The organism is Burkholderia sp. WP9, assembly GCF_900104795.1.
GTDB lineage: Bacteria > Pseudomonadota > Gammaproteobacteria > Burkholderiales > Burkholderiaceae > Paraburkholderia.
Map to the genome: position 1 here is coordinate 4,168,742 of NZ_FNTG01000001.1, position 23,988 is coordinate 4,192,729.

15 protein-coding genes are annotated in these 23,988 nt (G+C 60.5%); 8 read left to right on the forward strand and 7 right to left on the reverse strand.

Annotated elements, in window-relative coordinates:
- Positions 1-1,068: 1,068 nt before the first annotated feature.
- The 5 genes from ltrA to BLW71_RS18675 all read left to right on the forward strand — a co-directional run bounded on the left by ltrA (position 1,069) and on the right by BLW71_RS18675 (position 8,533).
- A complete protein-coding gene (ltrA, locus tag BLW71_RS18655) occupies positions 1,069-2,769 on the forward strand; it encodes a group II intron reverse transcriptase/maturase (RefSeq protein WP_028196484.1) in 1,701 nt (566 codons plus the stop codon).
- Positions 2,770-2,971: 202 nt separating this feature from the next.
- Complete coding sequence (gene secA / locus BLW71_RS18660; RefSeq protein WP_091798827.1) at positions 2,972-5,782, forward strand: preprotein translocase subunit SecA; 2,811 nt, start codon at positions 2,972-2,974, stop codon at positions 5,780-5,782.
- A 151-nt stretch (positions 5,783-5,933) separates the two neighbouring features.
- Positions 5,934-7,175, forward strand: a complete 1,242-nt coding sequence (argJ, locus tag BLW71_RS18665; protein ID WP_091798830.1) for a bifunctional glutamate N-acetyltransferase/amino-acid acetyltransferase ArgJ — start codon at positions 5,934-5,936, stop codon at positions 7,173-7,175.
- A gap of 54 nt (positions 7,176-7,229) precedes the next feature.
- Positions 7,230-8,099 (forward strand): ATP-binding protein, encoded by an 870-nt coding sequence (locus BLW71_RS18670; RefSeq protein ID WP_091798833.1) that lies wholly within the window; start codon positions 7,230-7,232, stop codon positions 8,097-8,099.
- Between the two features lie 8 nt (positions 8,100-8,107).
- Entirely contained in the window at positions 8,108-8,533 is a 426-nt protein-coding gene (locus BLW71_RS18675; RefSeq protein WP_091798836.1) for an NUDIX domain-containing protein, read from the forward strand.
- 192 nt (positions 8,534-8,725) lie between these two features.
- Here the strand turns inward: BLW71_RS18675 and yacG are convergent, their stop codons facing one another.
- The 7 genes from yacG to BLW71_RS18710 form a co-directional block, all read right to left on the reverse strand.
- Entirely contained in the window at positions 8,726-8,923 is a 198-nt protein-coding gene (gene yacG, locus BLW71_RS18680) for a DNA gyrase inhibitor YacG (protein WP_091798839.1), read from the reverse strand.
- A 126-nt stretch (positions 8,924-9,049) separates the two neighbouring features.
- Positions 9,050-9,805 (reverse strand): cell division protein ZapD, encoded by a 756-nt coding sequence (gene zapD / locus BLW71_RS18685; protein WP_091798841.1) that lies wholly within the window; start codon positions 9,803-9,805, stop codon positions 9,050-9,052.
- A gap of 194 nt (positions 9,806-9,999) precedes the next feature.
- On the reverse strand, positions 10,000-10,602 hold the full coding sequence (gene coaE, locus BLW71_RS18690; RefSeq protein WP_091798844.1) for a dephospho-CoA kinase: 603 nt from the start codon (positions 10,600-10,602) through the stop codon (positions 10,000-10,002).
- Positions 10,603-10,605: 3 nt separating this feature from the next.
- Positions 10,606-11,556 (reverse strand): prepilin peptidase, encoded by a 951-nt coding sequence (locus BLW71_RS18695; protein WP_091798846.1) that lies wholly within the window; start codon positions 11,554-11,556, stop codon positions 10,606-10,608.
- Between the two features lie 27 nt (positions 11,557-11,583).
- Positions 11,584-12,813 carry a type II secretion system F family protein gene (locus tag BLW71_RS18700; protein WP_091798849.1) on the reverse strand — a complete coding sequence of 410 codons (1,230 nt, stop codon included), beginning with the start codon at positions 12,811-12,813 and terminating at the stop codon, positions 11,584-11,586.
- Complete coding sequence (locus BLW71_RS18705) at positions 12,810-14,105, reverse strand: GspE/PulE family protein (RefSeq protein WP_091798851.1); 1,296 nt, start codon at positions 14,103-14,105, stop codon at positions 12,810-12,812. The genes BLW71_RS18700 and BLW71_RS18705 overlap by 4 nt, the downstream gene beginning before the upstream one ends.
- Positions 14,106-14,271: 166 nt before the next feature.
- Positions 14,272-15,570, reverse strand: a complete 1,299-nt coding sequence (locus BLW71_RS18710; protein ID WP_177205063.1) for an HlyC/CorC family transporter — start codon at positions 15,568-15,570, stop codon at positions 14,272-14,274.
- A 505-nt stretch (positions 15,571-16,075) separates the two neighbouring features.
- Here BLW71_RS18710 and BLW71_RS18715 point away from each other — a divergent pair.
- From BLW71_RS18715 to BLW71_RS18725, 3 genes are all read left to right on the forward strand, one after another.
- Positions 16,076-16,462, forward strand: a complete 387-nt coding sequence (locus BLW71_RS18715) for a helix-turn-helix transcriptional regulator (protein ID WP_091798853.1) — start codon at positions 16,076-16,078, stop codon at positions 16,460-16,462.
- Positions 16,463-16,906: 444 nt separating this feature from the next.
- Entirely contained in the window at positions 16,907-19,057 is a 2,151-nt protein-coding gene (locus BLW71_RS18720; protein ID WP_091798856.1) for a helix-turn-helix domain-containing protein, read from the forward strand.
- Positions 19,058-19,746: 689 nt separating this feature from the next.
- The gene (locus BLW71_RS18725; protein ID WP_143048371.1) at positions 19,747-23,886 is read left to right on the forward strand and encodes a DUF8371 domain-containing protein; all 4,140 of its coding nucleotides are present in this window, start codon (positions 19,747-19,749) and stop codon (positions 23,884-23,886) included.
- Positions 23,887-23,988 lie beyond the last annotated feature (102 nt).

The window sequence follows — 23,988 nt, forward strand, 5'->3', positions numbered from 1 at the left end:
GGCGTGGGCGGGGGCGCGTGCTAAAATGCCCGATTCGGTGCGACACGCACGCTCGTGTCCGACTGCTCCACGTTACGGAGCATCGACTAGAGGGTTATTGAGGCAACTCACCATGCCCTCCGTAGGCGGCCCCCTTGTGGGCCGCACTTTAGGAAGCAGATGCAACCTCTGGGAAGCATCCTTGTAGTGAAATTGGAAACCGGAGCAATCAGCCGGGAACCTTGTTGCATGGGCCTGATTACCGTCAGGTCCCGCCCAGTCAGCGGCTTCACCTCCGCCGACAGGGCGGGGTGATGTTTGCAATTCCCTCGCCTTCAGGCAAGGGTTTCGCTAAACGATACGAGCGAAAAGCTCGGTGTGTCATTGTTCGACCTCGTTTGCTGGGCGACGAGGGTAGTGAACCTGCTGTACGACCAGCAGTAGCCTAGGAAGACATGCGTCACTGGCAACGGTGGCGTATGAAGCTCTTCTGACAATGTAGCCCCCGGAGGTTTCGGGCAGATTGGTTCCGCGAGGAGCGGTCTGGATACTCCTAGCAGCAAGGGGGTAAGGCGCTAGGCTGGCTGATAGGGTTAACGGAAGTGAACTGCTGATAAACCTCGTTAGCATTGGGTGCCAAAGCTGCTGATAGGCACTAACCAAAAGGTATGCGGTTGGATAGCCCGCTCGAATCTCGGGTTACGTCGTTCGTGATACCGCCGGGGAATAGGCAGAACCTAAGTCAGTCGTGTGACATGCCGGGAACGTGGTAAGCCTGTATGGTTGCCAGCGCAGTAAGGCTGGCAGGCGAACCGCAAGGGACGCTGATGATTGTGCAGGTATGGGAGGACGGAAAAAGCGAAGGCCGGGCTGTAATGGACCGGATAGGGGTTGGGACATCACCTCACGCGAAAGCGGGCAGACTTCCGTCTGGTCTACCGTCGCAAGACGGCTGACTACCCTCTGTAACTTGGTCAGATGCAGGTGCATGCGCCTGCATTGAGTTTTGTTGTTCCCCAGCGGGGTGTATCTACCCCGCTGGGGGAGATGCGCCTTCTGTCTGGGGACTTTTCCAGGTAGGAGAGCAGCATGAAAGTATCTGGTCGAAAGACCGGATCTGCGCTTTCCCGCGCGCCGGACAACTGGTACGCCGTAGATTGGCGACGGGTTGAGCGGAACGTGAGAGGGATGCAGATTCGAATTGCGAAGGCGACGCGGGAAGGTGACTGGCGTAGGGTGAAAGCCCTGCAACGGATGCTAACTCGCACGTTGTCTGCGAAGCTGTATGCGGTACGACGTGTTACGCAAAACCAGGGTGCGCGAACGGCTGGAGTCGATCGCGAGCTATGGGATTCGCCTGACAGCCGGTGGGAAGCCATCGGCGGGTTGAAGCGGCGCGGATACAAGCCTCTGCCATTACGGAGAGTCTTTATCCCCAAGGCCAATGGGAAGGAACGCCCTCTGGGCATTCCGACCATGCGGGATAGGGCGATGCAAGCTCTGCATCTGCTGGCTTTGGAGCCAGTATCGGAATCGACGAGTGACCTGAATTCCTACGGGTTCAGGCTAAATCGTTCGACAGCTGATGCGATGGCCCAAATCCGCGTTTGTATGTCCCAAGAGGCTTCTGCCAAATGGGTCCTCGAAGCGGATATCAAGGGATGCTTTGACCACATCAGTCATGACTGGTTGGAAAACAATGTCCTGATGGACAGAGTAATCCTCCGGAAATGGTTGAAGGCTGGCCTGATTTATAAGGGGCAGCTACAGGCGACTGAGGCCGGTACGCCGCAGGGAGGCATCATCTCCCCGACGTTGGCAAACGTAACGCTGAATGGGCTGGAGCGAGAACTGGAAGTGCACCTCGGTGCAAAACTAGGGATCATGAAAGCTCGAAGGCTCAAAGTGAATGTGGTGCGGTACGCGGACGACTTTGTAATCACCGGCGACTCGCGTGAGTTGCTGGAGTGCGAGGTCCGACCTTGGGTAGAGGCATTCCTTGCGGTTCGGGGGCTGCAGTTATCGGAGGAGAAGACGCGGATCACTCACATTGACGACGGCTTCGATTTCCTTGGGTGGAATTTCCGAAAATACTCGGGAAAGATGCTCATCAAACCGAGCAAGAAGAACGCGAAAGCGTTCTATAGCAAGGTGGCGGAAACGATTCGCAGCAACAAGACGGTGAAGCAGGAGGAGATGATCCGACTGCTAAATCCAATGTTGCGCGGATGGGCGCAGTATCACCATCCGGTTACGGCCAAAAAGGCGTACACCCACATGGAGCATCTGGTGTTCCGGAGGCTCTGGTGGTGGTCCAAGCGGCGACATCCGCGAAAGAGCAGCAGTTGGGTGCGACAGAAGTACTTCCACTCAATCGACGCTCGACAGTGGGTGTTTGCGGTCCGGACGGTTCGAGATGATGGCAGTTGGGGCCTGATGGAGTTGTACCAACTCAGCGGTACGGCGATCAGGAGACACAAGAAGATCCAAGGAGAATTCAATCCCTTTGATCCGAAGTGGGAGCAATATGGCGAGCAACTGCGGCAGACGCGTCTGTGGGATTCGATGCGCTACCGGAAACAGTGGGCAAAGTTGTACATGTCGCAGAGCGGGCTGTGTGCGCACTGCGGCTGTGCCTTGACGGACGAAACAGGCTGGCACGACCATCATCTGGAATATCGGATGCATGGCGGGTCAGACAAGTTGTCCAACCGGGTCTTGCTTCACCCGCACTGTCACCAGCAGGTACACGTTGGTAAACTTGTAGTAACTAAGCCGGTTCTGTCGTAGACAGAACTTTGTTTGTAGATTTGAGCCGTATGCGGGGAAACTCGCACGTACGGTTCTCGGGGGGCCCGATCTTCGTAAGAAGGTCGGGCTACCCGACAATTCACTCTTGGACTAAGCCGCCGAGGCCCTTCCGACCCCGGAGCGCACGTGCACGACCCGCACGGTGCGACCCAGCCGAAGCCGCGACGCAGACACCGATCCGATGACCACCGGTTTTCTACAGAAGATTTTTGGCAGCCGCAACCAGCGGCTAGTCAAGCAATATCAAAAGACCGTCGCGGCGATCAATGCGCTCGAACCGCAGATCGAGCAATTGACGGACGATCAACTGCGCGCCAAAACGGGTGAATTCCGCCAGCGCGTCGCGAGCGGCGAGTCGCTCGACAAGCTCCTGCCGGAAGCTTTCGCGGTGTGCCGCGAGGCGAGCAAGCGGGTGCTGAAAATGCGCCACTTCGACGTGCAGCTGATCGGCGGCATGGTCCTGCACTACGGCAAGATCGGCGAAATGCGCACCGGTGAGGGCAAAACGCTCGTCGCCACGCTGCCGGTGTACCTGAATGCGCTGTCGGGCCGCGGCGTGCACGTGGTTACTGTCAACGACTACCTCGCCCAGCGCGACGCCGAATGGATGGCGCGTCTGTACAACTTCCTCGGGCTGTCGGTCGGTATCAATCTGTCGCAGATGGACCACGAGTCCAAGCAGCAAGCCTATGCGGCAGACATCACGTACGGCACCAACAACGAATTCGGCTTCGACTACCTGCGCGACAACATGGTCTACGAGACCGACGCGCGCGTGCAGCGAGCCCTGAATTTCGCGGTGGTCGACGAGGTCGACTCGATCCTGATCGACGAGGCTCGTACGCCGCTCATCATCTCCGGCCAGGCCGAAGATCACACTGAACTCTACGTGCGCATGAATGCGCTGCCGCCGCTGCTCGAGCGCCAGATCGGCGAAGAGAAAGCGGACGGCACCGGCGTCGAAAAGCCGGGCGACTACACGCTGGACGAAAAAGGCCGCCAGGTGTTCCTGACGGAATCGGGCCACGAAAAGGCCGAGCGCCTGCTCGCCGAGTGGGGCCTGATCGGTGAAGGCGAAAGCCTGTACGCGCCGCAGAACATCACGCTGATGCACCACGTGTACGCCGCGCTGCGCGCGCACACGCTGTTCTTCAAAGACCAGCATTACGTGGTGCAGAACGGCGAAGTAGTGATCGTCGACGAATTCACCGGCCGCCTGATGTCGGGCCGCCGCTGGTCGGACGGCTTGCACCAGGCGGTCGAGGCGAAGGAGCACGTCAAGATCCAGAGCGAGAACCAGACGCTCGCGTCGATCACGTTCCAGAACTACTTCCGTATGTACGCGAAGCTGTCCGGCATGACCGGTACGGCGGACACGGAAGCGTACGAATTCAACGAGATCTACGGTCTCGAAACGGTCGTGATCCCGACCAACCGTCCGCCCAAGCGGATCGACAAGCAGGATCAGATCTACAAGACCGCCAAGGAACGCTACGACGCGGTGATCCGCGACATCCGCGATTGCTATGAGCGCGGTCAGCCGGTGCTGGTCGGCACCACGTCGATCGAAAACTCCGAGCTGCTGTCGCATCTGCTGAAGCAGGCCGGGTTGCCGCACGAAGTGCTGAACGCCAAGCAGCACGCGCGTGAAGCCGAGATCGTCGCCGAAGCCGGCCGTCCGAAGCGCATCACGATCGCCACCAACATGGCCGGCCGCGGTACGGACATCGTGCTGGGCGGCAATGCGGAAAAGCAGGCGTCGTTCCTTGAACTGGACGAAACGCTGGCTGAAGACGACAAGCAGCGCCGCATCCAGAAGCTGCACGACGAATGGCAAGCGCTGCACGATCAGGTGAAGGCCGCGGGCGGTCTGCACATTATCGGCACCGAACGTCACGAATCGCGCCGGATCGACAACCAGTTGCGCGGCCGTGCGGGCCGTCAGGGCGACCCGGGTTCGTCGCGCTTCTATCTGTCGCTGGAAGATCCGCTGCTGCGCATTTTCGCGGGCGACCGCGTGCGCGCGATCATGGACCGCCTGAAGATGCCGGAGGGCGAAGCGATCGAGGCTGGCATCGTCTCGCGCTCCATCGAATCGGCGCAGCGCAAGGTGGAAGCACGCAACTTCGACGTTCGCAAGCAATTGCTCGAATACGACGACGTGTCGAACGATCAGCGCAAGGTGATCTACCAGCAGCGCAATGAATTGCTCGAAGCGAACGACATCACCGAGACCATCGGTGCGATGCGGCAGAGTGTGATCGCCGATATCGTCCACCAGTTCGTGCCGGCAGGCAGCATTGAAGAACAGTGGGACGTGCCCGAGCTGGAAGAGGTGCTGCGCAACGAATGGCAGCTCGACCTCGCGATCCAGGAAATGATCAACGAGTCGAACTCGATCAGCGCAGACGAGATTCTAGAAGCGGTTGAAGCCGCCGCCGACGAAGCCTATGAAGCGAAGGTCGAACTGGTCGGCCGCGAGTCGTTCAGCGCGTTCGAACGCTCGATCATGTTGCAAACGCTCGACCGCAGCTGGCGCGAACATCTGGCCGCGCTCGATCACTTGCGCCAGGGCATCCATCTGCGCGGCTATGCGCAGAAGAACCCGAAGCAGGAATACAAGCGCGAGGCGTTCGAACTGTTCGCCGCGATGCTCGACGCCGTGAAGCTCGAAGTCACCCGCGTGGTGATGAACGTGCAGATCCAGTCGCCGGAACAGTTGGAACAGGCCGCTGAACAGCTGGAAGAGCAGGGCAGCCACCTCGAAAACGTCGAGTTCCGCCACGCTGAATTTGCCGAAGCCGCAGCGGCGGCGCCTGTTGCCGCTGAGGCGGCCACGGCCGCCATGATCGGCGACGCGATGAGCCACGGCTCGTCGCAACCGGTGGCAGCGAACGTGAGCGCGGACAACGTGCCGAAGGTCGGCCGTAACGACCCGTGCCCGTGCGGCAGCGGCAAGAAGTACAAGCAGTGCCACGGCAAGATCGTGTAATGCCGAAGGCGGCGCGCTCAGAGGCGCGCCGCGTCGTTTTACGCGGTACTTTGTCTTGATTTCGCGGTGGTTCGGCAACATGCCCGGACCATCAGTTTCCGTTTCCCTCGATGCCGGCGCCTGCCGGCATTTTCTTCGACAGGTCGCGACCATGGCTGTCAATTTCCCCTCGATCGATCCCGCTCAACTCCACCCCGTCGCCGGCGTTTCGCTTGGCTGGGCAGAGGCGAATATCCGCAAGCCGAACCGCAAGGACGTGCTCGTCATTTCCGTGGGCGAAGGCGCCACGGTCGGCGGCGTGTTCACGCAGAACCGCTTTTGCGCGGCGCCCGTCACGGTATGCCGTGAGAATCTGGAACGCGTGCGCGCAGGCGGCAAGCCGATTCGCGCGCTGGTGATCAACACCGGCAACGCGAACGCGGGCACGGGCGAACCGGGCCTCGTGGCGGCGCGCGAAACCTGCGCTGAGCTTGCGCGTCTCGCGGACATCACACCGGAACAGGTGCTGCCGTTTTCGACGGGCGTGATTCTGGAACCGCTGCCGGTCGATCGTCTGAAGGCGGGTCTGCCGGCTGCGCTGGCCAACCGCAAGGAAGCGAACTGGTACGACGCCGCGCAGGCGATCATGACCACCGACACGCTGCCCAAGGCCACGTCGCGCCAGGTCACGATCGAGGGCCACACGGTCACGCTGACCGGCATCAGCAAGGGCGCCGGCATGATCAAGCCGAACATGGCGACCATGCTCGGCTTTCTCGCGTTCGACGCCGCCGTCGCCCAGCCGGTGCTCGACGCGCTGGTCAAGCACGTGGCGGATCGCTCGTTCAACTGCATCACGATCGATGGCGATACGTCGACCAACGATTCGTTCATCCTGATCGCGTCGGGCAAATCGAGCCTGCCGGCGATCACGTCCACCGATTCGCTCGCTTATGCAGCGCTGCGCGACGCGGTGACCGAAGTCGCCCAGACTCTCGCGCAACTGATCGTGCGCGACGGCGAAGGTGCGACCAAATTCATGACCGTGCAGGTCGAAGGCGGCTCGAGCGTCAGCGAATGCCGTCAGATCGCGTATGCGATCGGCCACTCGCCGCTCGTGAAGACGGCCTTCTATGCATCGGACCCGAATCTCGGCCGCATTCTCGCGGCCATCGGCTATGCCGGCGTGGACGATCTCGACGTCGGCAAGATCGATCTGTATCTGGACGACGTGCTGGTTGCCACTGCCGGCGGCCGCAATCCGGCCTACCGTGAAGAAGACGGCCAGCGCGTCATGAAAAAGAGCGAGATCGGCATTCGTGTCGTACTCGGGCGCGGCGATGCGCAAGCCACGATCTGGACTTGCGACCTGTCGCACGACTACGTGAGCATCAACGCCGACTATCGTTCGTAACCAGGTTTCTCATTGGGGTTTTAAGGCAGCCTGCGGGCCGCTCTCCACACAGCCATGGACAAACTCGAACAGTTTCTGACGCGGGCCGAAGCCGTGCTCGTCCGCCTGGAGGCCATGCTTCCGCCCGCCGCACCGGATATCGACTGGTCGGCCGCAGTCGCCTTCCGCTGGCGCAAGCGCCAGGGGCGCGGTTACCTGCAACCGGTGCCGGCTATCTCGGCGATCACGCTCGACGACCTGCAGAATATCGATCGCCAGAAAGGCCTGATCGAGCAGAACACCCGGCAATTCGTGCATAAGCAACCGGCCAACAACGTGCTGCTGACGGGCGCGCGCGGCACCGGCAAATCGTCGCTAATCAAGGCGTGTCTGAACGCCTATGCAAAAGACGGCCTGCGTCTGATCGAGGTGGACAAGGACGATCTGCACGACCTCGGCGATATTGTCGACCTGATCGCGCAGCGGCCGGAACGCTTCGTGGTGTTCTGCGACGACCTCTCGTTCGAAGACGGCGAATCGGGCTACAAGGCGCTGAAGGTCGCGCTCGACGGCTCGATCGCCGCGCAGTCGGACAACGTGCTGATTTACGCGACGTCGAATCGCCGTCATCTGTTGCCCGAGTATATGAGCGACAACGAGACATACAAGCACACGTCCGACGGCGAGATTCACCCGGGCGAACTGGTGGAAGAGAAGATCTCGCTGTCCGAGCGTTTCGGGCTGTGGGTCAGCTTCTATCCGTTCAAGCAGGACGACTACCTGTCGATCATCGCCCACTGGCTGCGGCATTTTGGCTGCGACGACGCCGAAATCGAAGCGGCGCGCGGCGATGCGCTGGTATGGGCACTGGAGCGCGGCTCGCGTTCGGGACGTGTCGCGTGGCAGTTCGCGCGCGACTGGTCCGGCCGCAAGACCTCAGCGTGAGCCCCGGCATGAGCGACGACACGCAGAAGAACGCCGCGGGCCGCAAGGTGACGGAAGTCGCCGTCGGCGTGCTGGTTCAACCCGATGGGCGCTATCTGCTGGCGCAGCGCCCGGCCGGCAAGCCGTACGAGGGGTACTGGGAGTTTCCGGGCGGCAAGCTGGAAGCGGGCGAGTCGGTCGAGGCAGCGCTCGCCCGTGAGTTGCACGAGGAACTGGGTATCGCCGTTAAGGCGAGCCATCTGTGGCACACGCTCGAACACGACTATCCGCACGCTTATGTGCGGCTCTTTTTCTGCAAGGTGACGCAGTGGTCCGGCGAACCGCACGGCCGCGAAGGTCAGGCTTTTGTCTGGCAGACGCTGCCTGCGGATGTCGAGCCTCTCTTGCCGGCGACCATTCCCGTGCTGGAATGGCTGGCGGCGGAAAAGAACTGACAGGGAAAGAGCAGGGGAAAACGCTGTGCGCCTGGCTGAGGCGCGCTACCCTTGGCAGGCTCAGTCAGGCTGCGCGCGCCGTCGTAGGCGTTGCGCTAACGGAGTCGGTCAGCGTGACCGGACCGCACGACCCGGTCAACGCGGCATCGGTCCGCGCGACCCGAACAACGCGACGTGGACAGCGCGCCACCCTCAATGCGCGCTGTAATCCCCGCCAGGCGTCTCGTCCGACGACGCTTCCTGCTCGGATCCGCCAATCTTGTACTTCTCAGCGGCCCAGGCGCCGAGATCGATCTGCTTGCAGCGGTCAGAGCAGAAGGGGCGGAAGCGGTTTTCAGGTGTCCAGCGGACGTCCTTTCCGCAAGTGGGGCATTTGACGACAGTAGGCATACGGTCAGGCAGTCAATCGCAAACGGAATAAGTAACGAATATAGGGGCATTTCTCGCCGCTTTAAAGGCGTGCCCTTCCTTCGGTCCGGATTTACCCGGCAAACATGACAGGCTTGTGAGCGCTGGTTACAGGCTGCAAAGCGTGAGCTGGAACGGTACGTCGACATCTACCGCGCGCGGACGCAGATCGCCGTCCTGCACGGTAAAGCGCACCCACAGCATGTACTTGTTGGCGCTGGCCTCGGGGATCACGCGCAATTCCGGCGCCACCCGCACCTGCATCAATTGATACGAACGGCCGGACAGCATTTGCTGATAGCTGCCCTGCATGGCCATGACCTTGGACGCCTGGCCGGATTCACGCGCCAACCGCAGAACGATGGTGGCCGCGTCGCGCAGCGGCAGCAGCGGCGTCACCCACTTGGCGATGTCCTGGCGGCGCTGATCGGGATGAATCTGTTGCCAGGCATAGTAGGACGGCAAATCGAACTTGCAGGTGCCGCCCGGAATGATCGCGCGGCTGCGGATGCTGGCGAGCCATTCGTTGTCCGCAAGGTGCTGGCCGGTTTTGCCTTGCATCTGCGAAAGCCCCGCGAGCGTTTGCTCGATCTCGCCGAGCACGGCCTCGAGCGCGTTTTGCTCGATTCCCGGATTGCCGCGAAACGGCGCCAGTGTTTGCCGTTGGCGCTCGAGTTCTTTCATCAGATCCGACTTCAGATCCGCGCGACCCGCAACCTCTGAGATTTCGAACAGCGTGGTCAGTGCGACGTGATGTTCCCTGGCGTCTTCCTGAGTCAGAAAGAACGTGAAGCGCTCGAACAGATCTTCGAGGCGCAGCAGCGTCCGGATTCGCTCGTTGAAGGGATACTCGTAAAGGATCAAGCGGGCTCGCCTCGGGCGTGGTCGGTGACGGGAATGCAGAACATTCTAATGCCGTGAGACTACCCTAGCAATCACGCACTTTTTCAGCGCGCTTTCGCAATTTTTTTCACGTGTTTCGGGCGGTTTTCAACGCGCTTTTGGCATGCGCGTCGCTGTGAAGTTCAACCGGGATTTCCCGAGGTGACGCGCCGGCCTCATGCTCCGGCAAGCGACAGATACACGCGATGCTGTGCGTCGACTTGCGCCTTGAGCGCGTGGAGCGGCGCGTTGTCGTTGTCGATCACGTCGTCGGCTGCGGTGAGGCGTGCTTCGCGCGTGGCCTGGCGGGCGATGATTGCCAGCACCTGTTCGCGGCTGAAATTGTTGCGGCTCATCACGCGCGAAATCTGCGTTTCCACGCTGCAATCGACCGTCAGCACGCGATTCACGCGGCTTTTCCAACTGCCGGACTCGACCAGCAGCGGCACCACCACGATCACATATGGCCCTTGGGCCTCGCGCTGCTCACGTTCGGTCTCCGCACGAATCAGTGGATGCGTGATGGCCTCGAGGCGTTTGCGCGCGCTGTCGTCGCTGAATACGAGCGTGCGCATGCGGGCGCGGTCGAGCGAGCCGTCAGCGGCGACGAACGCCTCGCCGAACTCCGCGGCAATCTGCGGCATCGCCACGCCATGCGGCGCGGTGATGCGATGCGCGATCAGGTCGGTGTCGACCAGCGGCACGCCGTGCGCGGCAAACAGGTCGGCGACAGTCGATTTGCCGCTGCCTATGCCACCGGTGAGTCCCACAACGAACATGCTTCAGCCTCCCAGAGCCAGATAAAGCGGTGTACCGAGAAACAGCGTCAGTGCGCCGCCTGCCGCGAGGAATGGCCCGAAAGGCAACGGCTCTTCGAAGCGCATGCGGCCACGCCATGTTGCCAGCAGTCCGACTACGGCGCCGGCCACCGCCGCGATCAGCACGATCTGCGGCAGCGCCGCCCAGCCGAGCCACGCGCCGAGCGCCGCGAGCAGTTTGAAATCGCCGTAACCCATGCCTTCGACGCCGCGCACCAGGCGAAACAGCCAATGGACAACCCACAGCACCAGGTAGCCGAAGATCGCACCGAGCACCGCGTCGTGGAGATTCGCAAACATGCCGTTGAAGTTGACGATGATGCCGGCCCACAGCAACGGCAGCGTCAACGAGTCGGGCAGCAGGTGGGTGTCGATGTCGATCGCGCTCATGGCGAGCAGCGCCGCGCACAGTCCGAAGGCTGCGAGCGCCGTGAGGGTTGGGCCGAACAGTGCAAGCGAGCCGGCCGCGAACCCCGCGCTAGCGATTTCGAGCAACGGATAGCGCAGGCTCACACGCGCCTTGCAGGTGGAACAGCGCCCGCGCAGCAGCACGTAACTCAGCACCGGCAGATTTTCCCACGCGCTCAATACGTGGCCGCAGTGAGGGCACGCGCTGCGCGGCACCCACAGGTTGTAGCGCGCCGGCAGGCCGTCCTGTTCCATCGGTTCACCGGCGGCCTCGCTGATTTCCGCTCGCCATGCGCGTTCAAGCATGATGGGCAGCCTATGCACGACCACGTTCAGGAAGCTGCCGATCACGAGGCCGAACACGATGGCAAACGTGATCTGCAGGCCCGTGGGCAAGCTGCCGAACGCGAAACCGAGACCGGTTGCGAAATGATCGATACGGCCGGGCAGTAAGCCCGGCAGCAGGCTGGAAGAGGTGTCTGGCACGAGAAGAGTTGTCGCCCGCATGGATAAGGGATGGATTCGGCTGCGATCCTACACCACGTTGCCGAGTTGAATAATGGGAAGATACATCGCGATCACGAGGCCGCCGACCAGCGCGCCGAGCACGATGATGACGAGCGGCTCGCACAGGCTCGACAGCGTGCCGATCTTCTCGTCTACCTGGCGATCGGCGAGCGACGCTACGTCGATCAACATGGTGTCGAGTGCTCCGGACTCCTCGGCAACCGCGATGGGCTGCACGACCTCGGGCGGGAAGCAGCGCGCCCCGCGCATGGCGGCCGCGAGCCGTTCGCCGCGCCGCAGCCGCGCGGCGATTTCCACGGTGGCGCGGTCGAAGAAGGCGTTGCCGGTGGCGTGAGTCAGTGAGTCGAATGCGTCGGCCAGCGGTGTGCCGGCCGATAGCAACGTGCCTAGCGCGCGGCTCCAGCGAGCCGCGCACAGAGTGCGCAGCAGCGGGCCGGCAACCGGTATTGTCAGCGATACGCGCGCGAACCGGATGCGCGCCGCTTCGGAACGTCGCAGCAGAAATGTCGCTGCCGAACCGGCGGCGAAAGTCATGGCGAGTGCCGGTATGCTCCAACGCGCCACGCCGGACGACAACGCCAGCACGAATTGCGTCGGCGCGGGCAGTCTGGCGCCGAAGCCGTCGAAAATCTGCTTGAAGGTCGGCACGACCCACACGAGCAATGCGGCGGTAATCGCCATGGCAAGCACGAGTATCGCGACCGGATAGGTCAGTGCCGCGCGCACTTTCGCACGCTGCGCTGCGGCGCGTTCGCGGTCCTCGGCGATGCGAGCGAGGACGGCTGCGAGCGCGCCTGCTGCCTCGCCGACTTCGACCAGCTGGCAGTACAGCGCGTTGAACTGCGCGGGATGCCGCTGCAACGCCGCCGAAAAACGCAGCCCGCCGGTAATGTCGCGCGCTAAAGCGCCGACGATTCGCGGCATGCCCTGATGGCGAGAAGTCTGCGCTTGTGCGAGCAGGTCCAGCGCGGGCGCGAGTGGCAGGCCGGCGCGCAGCAGGCTGGCGAGTTGCCGGGTGAATAGCGTGATGTCCGCTGCGCGTGCGGTCGGGCGAGGTGCGGCGCCATGCGCCGTCAACTCGATGACAAAGAGATGGTCGCGTTTGAGGAGCATGCGTGCGGTGGCCGCGTCCGGCGCAATGAGCGAGCCGCTTTTTCGCACGCCGTTGGCGTCGACGCCGCGCCATTTGAAACGCGTGTCGGCGGGCAACGGTCGATGGGTCGTGGCCAGGTTCATGCGACCTCGGTGGCGGCGAGTGCTTCGGCGAGACTGGTAGTGCCGTCGCGCACACGCGCTAACGCCGCGTCACGCAGGGTGGCCACCTGTTCGGTCTGCGCGAGCCGCGCGAGTTCGTGCGTGCCGGCGCTGGCCACGATCAACTCGCGCATCGCATCGGAAACGGGCATAACCTGATGAACGCCGACGCGGCCCCGATAGCCGATGCCGTGGCACGCCGCGCATCCGCAGGCGGCGAACGGCTGCCAGCCGTCGAGTTGATGCTCACCGAAGCCCGCTGCCCGAAGCGCCGCCGCCGACTGCGGCGCAGGCACGCGGCACGCAGCGCAGAGGCGCCGCACCAGCCGTTGTGCGGTCACCATCCGCAACGCGGCCGCGAGGTTGTATGGCTCCACGCCGATATCGATCAGGCGCGCGACTGCAGCGGGCGCGTCGTTCGTATGCAGCGTCGACAGGACGAGGTGGCCGGTTTGCGCGGCTTTCACCGCGACGTCGGCGGTCTCTTCGTCGCGGATTTCACCAACCATGATGACGTCCGGGTCCTGGCGGAGAAAGGCGCGCAACGCCACCGCGAAGGTCAGGCCGGCTTTTTCGCGCACGCTGACCTGATTGATACCGGCCAACTGGATTTCGGCGGGATCTTCCACGGAACACAGATTGCGCGCCTCGCCGTTGAGCAGATTCAGGAAGCAATAGAGCGACAGCGTCTTGCCACTCCCTGTCGGCCCCGTGACGAGCACGAGGCCGTGCGGCGCGCGAATCGCGGCGTCGACAGTTGCGCGTTGGCGCGCATCGAGTCCGAGCGAGTCGAGAGAAAGATTCGCGGGCAGCGCATCGAGTCTTCGCAGTACGAGCTTTTCGCCGAACAGCGTAGGCAGCGAATTGACGCGATAGTCCTCGACGCGGCCGGGCGAGGTGGAAATGCGCAGCCGCCCATCCTGCGGTACGCGCCGCTCGGCGATATCCATGCGAGCGAGCACCTTCACGCGAGTAATGAAGGCATCGCGCAGATGCGCGGGCGGCCGCGGGATCTCGTGCAGCACGCCGTCGATACGCAAGCGCACGCGCCAGCCGTGTTCCGCCGGTTCGATGTGAAGGTCCGACGCGTTGCGGCGGGTGGCTTCCTGCAACGTGTCGGTCAGCAGACGCACGGCGGGGGCGTCGTCGGAACTGGCGATAGTTGCTGCGCCAGCGTCGCGTGCGAATGCCTTCGGCTTTGCCTGGGCAGCGTTCTCGTGAGCGCTTGCGATGGGACGCGGCGACGGCGTCGCGGGTTGAATCGAAGCTTGCATGAGGGACCGGTGATGAGCCGCCTGTAGAACACGGACGGCTTCATCTTCCGGTACGGCGGCGGGCGCCGCCATTCGGCCATTCGGCTAATGGCGCATGTTGCGCCTGTGTGCGATGCTGCTGTGTGTCGTATCTGGCTGTGTCGCTCAGACCGTCGCGCAATGTCGCTCAGCCGCGCAACACCTTGCCGGTTTTTGCGCGCACCGGCGGCCTGAACAGCTTGACGGTGCGAATCGCCTGATCGTCGCTGCGCATGACTTCAAGTTTGACTTCGCCGATCTGCACGCACACGTCGCCGTCGGGAATGTCTTCGAGAATTTCGAGGATCAGGCCATTGAGCGTTTTCGGCCCGTCGGTGGGCAGCGTGAGATGCAGCCAGCGGTTCAACTCGCGAAGCGGCATGCTGCCTGCCACGATGCATTCGCCGTTCTCGTTCCAGCCACCGCGCGAATTGGCGCTACGCGGAATCGACGTGGTGAATTCACCGATCAGTTCCTCGATGATGTCTTCCGGCGTAACGAGGCCCTGCAACTCGCCGTATTCGTTGACGACCAGCGCCGTGCGATGACGGCTCTCCTGGAAGTATTGCAGCTGCTGGAACACCGGTGTGCCGCTCGGCACGAAGTAAGGTTCGGCCAGCAATTCGCGCAGCGTCTCGCGCTCGAGTTCCTGGTTGTGCAGCGCCGCCAGCGTCTTGCGTACGTGCAGCACGCCGAGCACCCGGTCGATATCGCCTTGATAGACGATCAGCTTGTTGTGATAGCAGGTCTCCAGCTGGTGCAGGATCTGTTCGAACGGCGCGTCGAAGTCGAGTGCCTCGATACGGCGGCGCGGGATCATCACGTCGTCGACGGAAATGTTTTCGAGATCGAACAGGTTGAGCAGAATGCTGCGGTGCTTGGTCGGCATGAAGCTGCCGGACTCGAGGACGATGGTGCGCAGTTCTTCGGTGGACAGCCGCTGATCGTGGCCGCCTTTCGTATTGATGTGCAACACGCGCAAGATGCCGTTCGCGAACAGATTGACGAACCAGACGAGCGGTTTGGCGACGCGCATCATCGGCGCGATCAGCAGGCTGGCCGGCAGGGCGACCTTTTCCGGGAACGTCGCGCCGATGATCTTCGGCGTGATCTCCGCGAACACGATAATCAGAAACGCGACGATCCCGGTCGCGATCGACAGCACCAGGTTGTTACGTCCGAACGTGTGCAGCGCGATCGAGGTGGTGAGCACCGGAATGATCGTATTGAAGAGGTTGTTGCCGATCAGCACGACGCTTAGCAGTTGATCGGTGTGAGCGAGCAGACCCTGAGTGGTCTTTGCGCCGAGCGCATTCTGGTTGGCAAGATGTTTCAGGCGATGGCGATTGATCGCCATCATGGCCGTTTCGGAACTCGAAAAGAAACTCGAGCAGATGAGCAGCAGAAAGACGGCGCCGATCTGCGCCCATAAGGGAAGTTGTTCCACGCGTCGTGAAGGATAGGGGAAAGGATGGAGAGAATATAGCAGAGGGGCTTGCGCGAGCCGCCGGAGGTGGCGGCTGAAGACAGGACTGGCGGCGGCAGTGGCGCTGCTGGGCAAGCGCGGTTGTGAAGCGAAGCAATATGCGCGACCCAAAACAAAAAACCGCCGAGCAAGCTGGGCGGTTTTTTGAGCCTTGAACTAACAAGGCGAATCTGGTCGGGGTGAGAGGATTCGAACCTCCGGCCTCTACGTCCCGAATCCGGAGCCGTCACTTTTCGTAGCTGGATTCAATATAGTTCATGTCAATTAAATCAACAAGTTACGTGTTTTTGCGCGTAGCTTCGCGCAGGTAAACGCAGAGTTCGATGGCGCAGATTTGGCGCAGATTTTTTCTGTGTAGCACTCGGGCGATGCCTCGCTCGCGCCGAGGTGAGTTCGAAAATTTTAGGTTCATGCGTGTCGGCGGTCACGGTGGCTACACCGGACAGGTCCACTGCGCGCAACGAACATGAACGACGGTAAATTTGAAATGCTGACGAAGGAAGACATTGCCACCATCCTGAAGGTTTCCTTGCGGACAGTGGAAAATTGGGTCGCTGACGGCTTGCTGCCAGCGCCTGGGACCATCGGAAGCCGCCGTCGCTGGCATTCTGGGGAGTTTTATGCATTCATTGAACAAAGGTACTTTCACCAGCGCGGCCAGCCATTGGCGCCTGCCGACGCAGCGGCCGGCGTCGCACACGAAGTTGAAGTAATTGGAGAGACACCTATGCCTGTCAAGAGAACTGCCCCTGAGAAACTGAATACGGTGAGACGTAGTAAGTCAAGCCTGCAGCCCGCAGTGAACCGGATGTCATCCAGAAGTGCGACAGACCTTGCGCGGCTGAACCAATAAGCGAGACCGGGCAAAGAGGCGCCTAGGGTTGTCGGCATTGCCAGCCATCGCCTCGTCGTCGGCATGACGCCGAGAATGCATGTGCAGGTCAAGGTGCAGCCCTCGCTAGGGCATCTCCAACTGGCTGGCGCTTGCGTGGTGGCGAACTGAGCGGCTGCCGTCGGGGTGTCCTTAGTGATGTAGGTACGGGTGTTTGGCCACGTCTTTCCCTAGGACTCAAAGGTGAAAGCGCGGCAGGCTCTGTGTAGCGCCTGTATAAAAGTTGAACTGGCGGAGAAGGCGCGGGCGGCGACCGTTGCCATTTGGGCATTGGAAATTCAAAGACTGCCCCGATTTCGCCCCAATGACTTCGTCTTTAGAAAAGTTGCAGCAAGATTTCGTTTTATATTGACGTTTATTGGAAATCTTGTAGACTTCCTCTCATCACACAGACGGGGATGAGTTATGGACGACCAAGGGACCTTTAACGCCATTGAGCTTGGGCGTTATCTGATGCAGGTGCGTGAGCGTAGCGGTGTCAAACAAGGCGACCTCGCGAAGCGGGTGTCGCTCAGCCCTGCTGTCCTCTCGCGGATTGAGAGCGGCGAGCGGGCGGTCAGCGTGCAGGAAATTCAGGACATCCTTGAACAGCTTGCGACCCCCGAGGCCGAAGAGCTCTCTCGGGCGCTCGCGCGTGCGTGGAAGGTGTTGCCGCGCCCATCGCTTGACCATCCTGACCAGGAGTGCCTTTGGTTGGCAGAACAAGTCGCTGTCGAGTTGGCCGAACTGCGGGACAAACCGGACACGCCGCACGCTTTCGAGCGCCGACTGACTGAATACATCGAAGAGTTGAAGCGGGCGGCGGCGCTTTTGCTCAAGCGCGACCATCAAATTGCGCTAATCGGCAGTATCGGCATAGGCAAGTCGACGGCGATTTGCAAGATGACTGGTCTTGAGACGCCTCGCGAAGACGGGGCGATGATTCCCGTACTTGAGGTTGGCGGCGGGGGTGTTACCGTCTGTGAGGTTCATCTGCGCACAGGCCCCGAGTTTGGGGTCATCGTTGAACCGCGGAGTGACGACGAGATTCGCCAAGACGTCGCTGACCTTGCAGACCATGTCCTCAAGGGAAGTGGAGGAGACGACGAGGATGGTCAGAGCGCATCTGAATCCCAGGGCATCTCAAAGGAGGTCGCCCGCGCATTGCGCAATTTGGCTGGACTGGCCGTGCAGCGGCCGAAGGGTCCGGACGGCAAGCGGACCACGGTTGACCCGGCAAAATCCCTCGCCGAAGAATTCCCTACGCAAAGGGAGTTCGTCGTCGAAGTTCTTACGCGCATGGAGTTGCATCGCCGTGACCGACGCGATGTCTGGTATGACAGCGCCTGCGGCAAGTCACCAAAAGCCTGGCTGCGCGAGACCTTTTCCGATATCAACAATGGTCGGCATCCCGAATTCACGCTACCGAAACGCATTGAGGTCGTTGTTCCGGAACAGCTATTGAAAGCGTCGGACCTAACCGTCCGCATCATTGACACGAAGGGAATTGACCGAAACGTCGCGCGCCAAGACATCGAAGGTCATCTTGATGACCCGCACACGCTCGCGGTACTTTGCTCCGGATTTCCCAATGCGCCGGGAGCAGAGGCACGCCTACTTCTTGAGCGCGCAAAGGAAATTGGCATCCGCGGGTTGGAGGCCAACGCCGCACTGCTGATTTTGCCGCGGCCGGGTGACGCGCTCGCGATGAAGGATGACGCGACCGGTATCCCGGTTGAAAACACGGAGGAAGGATATGAATTGAAGGCCGAGCAGGCTGCCATGGCCCTTGAACCTCTCGGCATGCAGCGGCTCGCAATTGGTTTCTACAATGCGAATGAAGACCTGTCCACGCGAGTTCAGGAATTCTTCATTGAGCGGCTCACGTACGCCCGCGATGTATTCCGCGACAGAATCCAGCAGGCTGTCACGGGAGGCCGTAGCCTGCTCAAAAATCACGGTGAAGAACGGGTTCGGGCAGTCCTCAGGGATGCCGGCGAGAGCCTGCGCGCTTGGACCCAAATTCACTCCAAGGTTCCGTCCGTAAGCGGTCACGTGCAGGAGAATCTGCTCGCTCAGATTCAGAATGCTTATGCGGCGACGGTACGAGCATCCGTGCGTCGAGAGGGGGAGTGGCCGCAATTGAGCTATTCGCACCTAATTGGATTTGGCGCGCGTCGGCTGGCTGTGCTTGCACTAGGGAAAGCGGTTGAAGGCTTTGCCGAGCATTGCAAGATTCTGGCTGCAACTCCTCGGTACGCGGAGGCAGTTTCACTTCTCGCCCAGGCTGAACGTGTGCTTTCCGCGTCGTACGAGGAACTGCTGCGCAAAGCTCAATTGATGGGCCAGACCGAATTCAAGGACGCACTCCGGGCTGACTCGTCCTTCTGGCAGGCATGCATCTCAGAATGGGGTAAGGGTTACGGGTATAAGACGCGTGTTGCCGAACATAACCGGGTATGGTTTGACGACGAAGCTCGGCGGACCATGGAAGCTGAGTTGCTCTCGCTCATCGAGCGTGAATGGACACGCGCGCTTCAAGGTGTTACGGACCTGCTGGAGCCCTCGGAATCTTAAGGCCGTGTGACGCGTGGCGCGCGTCTCGGACGCTTGCGGAGCAGCGGCTTATTTGTTGAAGTGGGGGCGACTCAGGGACTCGCGACGAACTCCCCGGAACTCCGGTCTGGCCGTCTTCTCGGGGTGCTACCGTAGATAGTCGGTCGCAACGAGATGTCGGATAGCGTGAGGACCGAATCCCGGGGTCTGCGGAATGCGCCGTCGCGTCAGCCTGAAGAACTGCTTATTCAGGCTTGTCCACTTGCCGGAATTGTCATTTGGGAAAAGCCAGTCTGCGTTGGGATTGGCGCGGAGTAGGCGGGGCCGGAACTTATCCAGGCATTCTTCGATTCGGTGTCCAAGAGCGCGTGGCAGCGGCGCGTCGTACGGTCCCTTGATTGCTTTGCGGTCGTTTTTCGAAGTCTTGGGGGCCAAACCGGATTCGCCACTGCCCGTCGTCGCGACGGTACAGTGAGTCCGAGTTGTTCGGACGCCAGGTCATGGTGACAAGATTTCGGGCTCGAAGAGGGTTTGCAAGCGCAATCGACACCGCCAGCGCATCACGTTTTTACGCAGCGTTGCTCTAAACTCCGTACCGGTCTTCCTCGCGCGGTCGGACAAGGGAGCCAAAGAAGGAGCGGAATTTATCGAAGGTTTTCTGAGCAAGTGGACTGCAAACTCCATTAGGGCATGCGTGCACCGATGGCAGTTTGGCTACATTGCCGTCGCATACGAACAATATGACAGCCGAATTTTTCATCGAACGCACCGCGACACTCAAGAGCTCGGAGTCCGGAAGTCACTCACGGTTTCTTTCTGACTGGCAGCATTTAGACGCCTATGTCTTGCTAGGCGAGCCCGGGTCCGGGAAGACGACAGCCTTCAAGGCGGAGGCGAAACGGATGGGCGACGCGGCGTTTTACATCACCGCGCGCGACTTTGCGGTACTGGAGTTGCCCGCGGCCGCAAAAGGGAAAACCTTGTTCATCGATTCGCTGGATGAGCGCCGCACCGACTCGGTTTCACCGTTCACAGCACTTGATGAGATTCGCCTTTCCTTGCAAAGGGCCGGATATCCACGCTTTCGGCTGTCGTGCCGAGAGGCCGACTGGGTTCGGAATGGAGATGTAGACCTACAAGCCGTGTCGCCATCTAACACGGTGGAAGCGCTTTGGCTGAATCCGCTGAATGATGCAGAGATTCTTGAGCTTCTCGGGAAATTACTGCCTTCCACAGCTGTTGGCGCGGTTGAGTTCCTTGAGGAGGCACGGTCTCGAAAGCTGGCCCCTCTCCTTTCTAATCCGCTTCTATTGAAGCTTCTGGTAGATGTAGTTCAAAAGGCCGATTGGCCGGAGAGCCGAAGCGCCACCTACGCGGCCGCGTGCAACCTGCTTGTGCGGGAGCACAATCGCGTGCACCTGATGACGCGCCCCGTTCGAAATTCGATGAGCGCCGAGAACCTATTGGCAGCGGCTGGAAAACTGTCCGCAGTGATGCTGCTGTCGAACAGCTCGGCAATGCAGATTGGGGCCCCCGATACCCCTGTAGACGGTGTGTTTCATATTGACGATTTGCCGTCGGGTATGAACATCGATAAAGCGACGGCCATAGCTGCACTGGATACTAAGCTGTTCTCCGTTGACGGAGATTTGCGAGTGCCCGTGCACCGGACGGTCGGCGAATATCTTGCCGGACATGCAATCGGAGAGCTGGTAACACGTCACGGCCTGCCTTTGCAGCGAATTCTGGCTGTAATGAGTGTCGCTGGAACCCAAACGGTCGACGTGCTTAGAGGTGTTTATGCTTGGCTGACGCTCTTCTGTGTCAAGGACAGAGAGTTTCTGGCCTCGCGCGACCCTTTAGGTTTGGTACTTTACGGCGACGTTAAACCATTTTCCGTCGGTCAAAAGACGAAGCTGCTTATGGCGTTGCAGCGGGTTGCGACCGAAAATCCGTGGTTTCGCAACGAAAATTGGGAGGCACATCCTTTCGGCGCGCTTGGCACCGCAGACATGGAGCCGACATTTGCTCATTTCCTTAAAGACGAATCTCGGGAGCCAGGTCACGAAGCCTTGGTCGTATGCATTCTCGACGCTATTCGTTATGGCGAGACGTTTCCGGGCCTTGCCGGCACTTTCGAGGAAATAGCTCGAGATTCAACTCGGGCGCAAAGGGTGCGGCTTGGCGCAGTCGCGGCGTGGCTCCGCGACGGGGCATTCGAACAGGACGCCGCTCGCCGCTTACTGCACGATGTTTCGACGGGAGCGGTGAGGGACTCGAACGACGAGGTCCTCGGGGAGTTGCTGGACTGCCTTTACCCCGCGCATTTGTTGGTGAGAGAAGCTCTTGCGTGTTGCAGGCCAGCGAAGCAGCAAAATCTAATCGGTCAGTTCAGGATGTTCTGGGCGGTCGAGTTCAATCGTCGCCTTCCGGACGAGGATTTGATACCAGCGATTGAGGCACTCCACGAGCTTCTTTCCGCACCGGCCGTATGCGACGACATCGACACCGGTTCTCGCGCATACGACATGACTCGGGAAGTTGCGGCAAGGGTGCTGGTGCGCGCAGTGGAGGCCGAGGGCGAGACGATTCCGGCATCGCAACTGTGGAAGTGGTTGTCGATAGGACTCGACAAGTACGGCTCCGCTGGGCTCGAGTCATCAGCTATCAAGTTCCTTAGTGACTGGTTAAGCAATCGTCCCGAGATGCAACGGCGGCTCGTCTTGGAGAGACTCGCACAAATGCCAGGAGACGCGAAGCCCGTCCGCTTCGACAGTCTCGAGAGCTGTCTATACGATGCAAAACGCCCCGCGGACTGGTACAGCTGGCTTCTTGTGCAGGCCAGCGCTTCTGCCAATGACGTGTTTGTTGAGAACTGCGTTGACCGGGCCTCATTTGCTGCTGTGAATTTGCATGAGAAGTTCGAAATCACGTTGGAGCATCTTGAGGTGTGGGTGGCTGCGAATCGAAAGCGATGGCCACATGCCGAACAGTGGATGCAGCGGAACACGGCTTGGCAGCTCGACTCCTGGCAACGACGGGAATCTGAACGCAAACAGCAAGTCGAGGGCCGTCGCCTAGAGGAGCGCACGGAGAGGCAAAGCAATTTTGGGGAACGCCTGCGCGGTCTTTTGACCGGGAACAGCGATAGCTGGCTGGTACGGGAAATTGCGTTAGCGTATAACGAAATGTTCTCAAACATCCAAGGTGAAACGCCGCTGCAACGCGTGGCCGACCTGCTCGTTGTGGACATTGGCGTCGCTGAGCAGGCAATTGGGGCGTTGAAGCGGCTCGTCGTCGCCAACGACTTGCCATCCTTGAGCAGCATTATTTCCGTGGGCCGAAAGGCGGGACACTCGTACAACTCCTCTTACCCCGCATTGCTTGCGGCGAGACTCTGCCATTCCGACGGTGCTGATGTGAAATCGTGGAAGCCGAGCGTCGTCGATGCTTTGGTCGGCTTCTACATGATGGATGCTGGGGCGCCACTTCCAGACTGGCTACGGGCACTGGCCGAACATAATCCAGGCCGGGTTTCGGACCTGATGTTCAGTTGCTGGGAGGGGCCGCTAAACGATGGTCGGGCTCCCAACATCGATACCCTTCGCTTCCTGAGGGACGAAGAAGCTCCAAAAATTTTGGTCACGAAGCTTCTGCCGCGTGTTCTTAATAGCATGCCGGGGGACCCGGACGAACGTTTGCTCCATTTCTTCAACGCCACACTGCTTCCGGCAGCGGAGCAACATCTGCCACGAGCCGCCACATCAGCTGCGTTGGCGGCTCTTCTTACGAAGTCGGAACTCGGCGCCGAATTCCGGTTGGCAGTGCAAATGGGACTGTTCGCCGCGGACCCTGAAAGTCAAATTGGCGACATCGAAATTACTGCGGTGAGTCGAGCGGACGGACCATACCTTTTGGCAAAAGCAATCGAGCAGAAAGGACAAAGCCTCCAAGACGCGCTGGCGGCGCATCCCGCTATCATTGCTCGCATGATTCGGGTGCTCGCGTCGACAACGACTTCGTCTATATCTAAATCGGCGGACGACGAAGACTACAACGCACCATACGACCATCAGAGCGCCGTGCTACAACGATTTGCTCACCTTCTTGGCGCATCGACGTTGCCCGCTGCAGGGCTGGCGCTGCACGACCTGCGTCAAGACCCCCACATGGACTCATGGCGAATGTGGCTTGGCGCTTTGCTCTTCCAGCACGACCGGAACCTCAAAAACCACCACTACGTACCTCCGACGCCGGTGGAGGTGGCGAATGTTCTCGCCAACGATGCCCCCGCGAATTCCAGAGATATGGCCGAGCTATTGCGAGACCAGCTCGCTCATATCGCAGGCAAAATTCATTTTGAAGAGACGAATCAGCTGGACTTGTTTTATGACAAGGACACAAACGGTGTCTTTATCCCTAAAAGCGAAAATGCTTGCCGGGACGTGTTGCTTACCTTAGTGCGCGACCCGATGGCGCTGAAGGCGGTGCAAATCGAGAAGGAAAGTCTCGCGGCCGCCGAGAAGCGCGCGGACATGCAGACGAGCATAATCGTCCAGAGTAGTCGTCGCATTGTCCCGGTCGAGATAAAGAAGGACAATCATCCCGAGCTCTGGTATGCCTGGCGCGACCAGCTCGAGCCTCGCTATATGCGCAATCCAGATGCTGAAGGAGTAGGCGTGTTCATCATTCTTTGGTTTGGTCACAAGACGAAGATGGGGCCGAACAAAGAAAAGCCAAAAACGGCCAAACAGATGGCAGAAGTGATGAGTGCCCTCATGCCCGTCGAATATGCCGGTCACATCGTCGGACTTGTTATCGACCTGTCGCGGAGCTTGTCAAGAGGATAGGGGAGACGAGGTGCTCTCCCCAGCGCGGAAGTTAAGGTACGGGGGCAGACGGTTTTTTCTCGGTGACCCAGAAAGAAACCTGCCGAATGTGGGAATGGTCCG